This window comes from Streptomyces sp. MBT65 (genome assembly GCF_016612545.1).
Classification (GTDB): Bacteria; Actinomycetota; Actinomycetes; order Streptomycetales; family Streptomycetaceae; genus Streptomyces.
The window spans coordinates 1-3,463 of the sequence record NZ_JAENRY010000494.1 but is presented as its reverse complement, the minus strand read 5'-3'; the positions used below and the strand labels follow the sequence as shown (position 1 = coordinate 3,463).

Annotated in this window: 2 protein-coding genes and 2 pseudogenes; all 4 read right to left on the bottom strand. The window is 66.9% G+C overall.

Features of this window, described 5'->3' with window-relative positions:
* Nucleotides 1-101: 101 nt before the first annotated feature.
* Nucleotides 102-1,064: pseudogene (locus JHN63_RS49015) on the bottom strand (AMP-binding protein); the annotation flags it as partial.
* Between the two features lie 36 nt (nt 1,065-1,100).
* Nucleotides 1,101-2,864 carry a recombinase family protein gene (locus tag JHN63_RS49010; RefSeq protein ID WP_200691612.1) on the bottom strand — a complete coding sequence of 588 codons (1,764 nt, stop codon included), beginning with the start codon at nt 2,862-2,864 and terminating at the stop codon, nt 1,101-1,103.
* Nucleotides 2,861-3,226, bottom strand: a complete 366-nt coding sequence (locus tag JHN63_RS49005) for a hypothetical protein (protein ID WP_200691611.1) — start codon at nt 3,224-3,226, stop codon at nt 2,861-2,863. Before JHN63_RS49005 ends, JHN63_RS49010 begins: the two co-directional genes overlap by 4 nt.
* 18 nt (nt 3,227-3,244) lie before the next feature.
* A pseudogene (locus JHN63_RS49000) lies at nt 3,245-3,463 on the bottom strand (XRE family transcriptional regulator); the annotation flags it as partial.

Sequence of the window (3,463 nt, the reverse complement as noted above, 5' to 3'; positions counted from 1 at the left end):
ACGGTCCCGTCATCGTCGTACGACTGCTTCGAAGTCTTACGGCTGCTTCGAAGTCGTACGGCTGCTTCGAGGTCGTACGACGATGACGGGACCGTACGCGGTCAGAGCTTGGTGACGTCCAGGTCGCCCTCGGCGTAGCGCCTGCGCAGGACCTTCTTGTCGAACTTGCCCACGCTCGTCTTCGGGACCGACTCGATGATCGTCCAGCGCTCCGGGAGCTGCCACTTGGCGATCTTCCCGGCGTCGGCGAGGAAGGCGCGCAGGGACGTGAAGTCGGCGGTGGAACCCTCCCGCAGGACGACGGTCGCCAGCGGACGCTCGCCCCACTTCTCGTCCGGTACGGCGACCACCGCGGCCTCGGTGACGTCCGGGTGGGACATCAGGGCGTTCTCCAGGTCGACGGAGGAGATCCACTCGCCGCCGGACTTGATGACGTCCTTGGCGCGGTCGGTGAGGGTGAGGAAACCGTCGGCGGAGATGGTGCCGACGTCACCCGTCTTGAGCCAGCCGTCCTCGCTGAACTTGTCGGCGGGGCGCAGGGGTTCGGCGTCCGTGCCGTTGTAGTAGGCGCCGGCGATCCACGGGCCGCGCACCTCCAGCTCGCCCGCCGACTCGCCGTCGAACGGCAGCCGCTCGCCGCCGGGGCCGGTGAGGCGGGCCTCGACGCTCGCCGGGAACCGGCCCTGGGTCAGCCGGTACTCCCACTCCCGCTCGGTGCCGACCGCCTCGGCCGGCGGGCGCGAGACCGTGCCCAGCGGGGACGTCTCCGTCATGCCCCAGGCGTGGCAGACCCGCATGCCCAGCTCGTCGAAGGCCGCCATGAGGGCGGGCGGGCAGGCCGAACCGCCGATGGTGACCTGGGTGAGCGAGGAGACATCGCGGGGCTTGGCGGTCAGTTCGGCGAGCAGGCCCTGCCAGATGGTGGGCACGGCCGCCGCGTGCGTCGGACGCTGGCTCTCGATCATCTCGGCGAGCGGCGCGGGCTGGAGGAAGCGGTCCGGCATCAGCATGTTGACGCCGGTCATGAAGGTGGCGTGGGGCAAACCCCATGCATTCACATGGAACAGTGCATTTAAAGGGGGAGAGAAGCGGCGCGGTGGTTACGCGTCCATCACGAGCGCGGCCTCGATGGCGGCCTCGACCTCATCCGGCCGGTTCCACAGGGCGACCGGCGACCACACGGGGCGCGTGCCGAACGGGCCGCGGCAGATCTTCTTGGGTGCCCACGGGTCCGGTTTCCACAGGGGGTGAATCTCGGTCCGTACGGACAACAGCGTGCCCTCATCGTCGCGGATGTCGTAGCAGACAACCCGGCGGATGATCTGAATCAGCATCGCGTTTTTCTCGATGGGCTGGAACGAATCCCACTCGGCGAGCAGACCGACAATCAGCTCTGTGAAGTCCTCGCGGGCGGGGGTGGTCTCAACCTCGCCCAGCTCGCTCAACTGCTTGTGCAAGACGCCCTTGCGGTCGAGGAACTTCCCCTTCACGCGCTCGAACGCGTCACCCGGGTACTTATTCGGGTCCATTGCGTTGTCCTCGATCAGGCGGTCGATCGCCCCGTCGAGTTTGGCCAACTCCCGTTTGATGCTGGCGCGCTGACGGTCTACGGCCTTCTTTGGGTCCTCCTTCGGCGCGGTGTCCTCGGCGGACGTCGCGGGTATTGCGTCGACTTCGTCGGCGACCTCGCGGCCGAGGAAGTCGAACACCTCGTTTTCGATCTGCTCGCGCAGGACGTTGATCCCGTTCGGGCAGGCGATTTTGGATACGTGCTTGTTCCGGCTGCACACCAGCCACCGGCCGAGTATCTGGCCCGCCTTGAGTGTGGCCGAGGCGTGGCTCATGTGGTGTCGGCAACTGCCGTGACGGAGCATGCCCGTCAGGGTGTATGTCGCCTTGCGGGCGCGCGGCGGGATCTTCTTGGTGAGCTTGCGGTGGGCCTGGTACGCCTCCCATACGTCTGGTTCGATGATCTTCGGCTGTGCTCCGGGAACGAAGAGCATCCGGTCGTACTTGCACCTGTTGATAGCCGGGTCGTTGCTGTATCCACAGCGGCACTCGCGGTCGTGGACTCGGAGCCATCCGGCCGCAAAGCCTGAGTCCATGTACCGAGCGATTGAACTCGTGTGCCACAGGCCGCCGCGCAGCGTCGGTACCTGCAATTCCTCGTTGAGCCAATGGGCGATGGTGTTGAGCCCCTGGGGGACCGGCGCCGCGAGCTTGCGCTCGTACATCTCCTCGACGATCGAGGCGTTATCGGTGTGCAAGACGTACCGCTCGTTTTGGAGGCGCCACCCGCCGGCGGCCTCCGTGTCGGGGACGCGTCGGGGGTGCCACACGTACCCGAACCGGCGTCGGCCGGTCGCGGGTAGCTGGTTCTTGACCCGGTACTCGTGCGTTTCCCGCCACTGCTCGCCGGCGCGGTTGCTCTCGAAGTTGCCGAAAGCGAAGATCATTTCTCGTTGCAGCTCGCCGACGGCGGTCCGGGCGTCGATCGGTTCGGTTGCCGATTCCAGATCGCCCCCGACGGCCTCAAGGCGGGCGAGGTTGGCGGCGTTGCCGGTCCGGTTACGGCCGAACCGGGAGAACCGCCATACGGCGATGCCGCGCGCCTCGCGACGCTCCACGCGCTCGATCGCGCCCATGATCTTGCGTTTGAAGTGGCGACCGGACTCGTCGAGGTCGACGATCATCGGTTCGAGCAGGCGGCGCCCGGTGCGGGCCGCCCACTGCCTGATTGCTGCCTCTTGTAGTTCCGGGCTGATCTTCTCCTCTTTCCACGTGCTGACTCGGATGTACCCGAGCCACAGGTCGCCGCTGTCCGGCGGCTCCTGGTACTGGGGCGGTAAATGGAGAGTGCTCACTGTGCTTTCCGTTCAGCTGGTCGGACAGGGTTCGGGCGAAGTGTGATCACGTTGCCCGCATCCTGCTCGGCGCGGTCCCCCCTGCGGCCCGGTCGGGGCGGGGTGGGGGCGTCGAGCAGGCCGCGGGCGACATGGTCAAGGGCGCGAACGTATCCGGCGCGGTCGGCGTCGGCGATTTGGTCGGCGGTGACGTGCTGGGAGTTGTGCACGGTGCGGGCGATGAGCAGCGGGACGGCTGTAAGGGTGACGAATAAGCCGGTCTGCCAAAGGTCGTCGTTTTTTCCGATCAGGCCGAGTACGCCCGCGGCCTGTCCTACCAAGAGCAGGACTAGAGCGAGTGCGGACGTGTATCGGTGGGTCACTTGTGGTGCCTCCGTGCGTCAGTTCTCGGCGGCGCGGCCCTTGCGGTTTCTGGCCCGGCGCTTGATCAGGAACTCAGTTGTGTTGACGAAGTGTTCGAGGTCGTCGGGGTCGTCAATGCCCATTTCCGCGGCGGCCTGTTCCGGGGTGATGGGGCCGTCGGGGCGTGGGGTGGGGTTCTGAACGGCGGTTAGCTCGGGGCGACTTAGGACGCCGGCGGCGACCAGCACCTCGGCGAG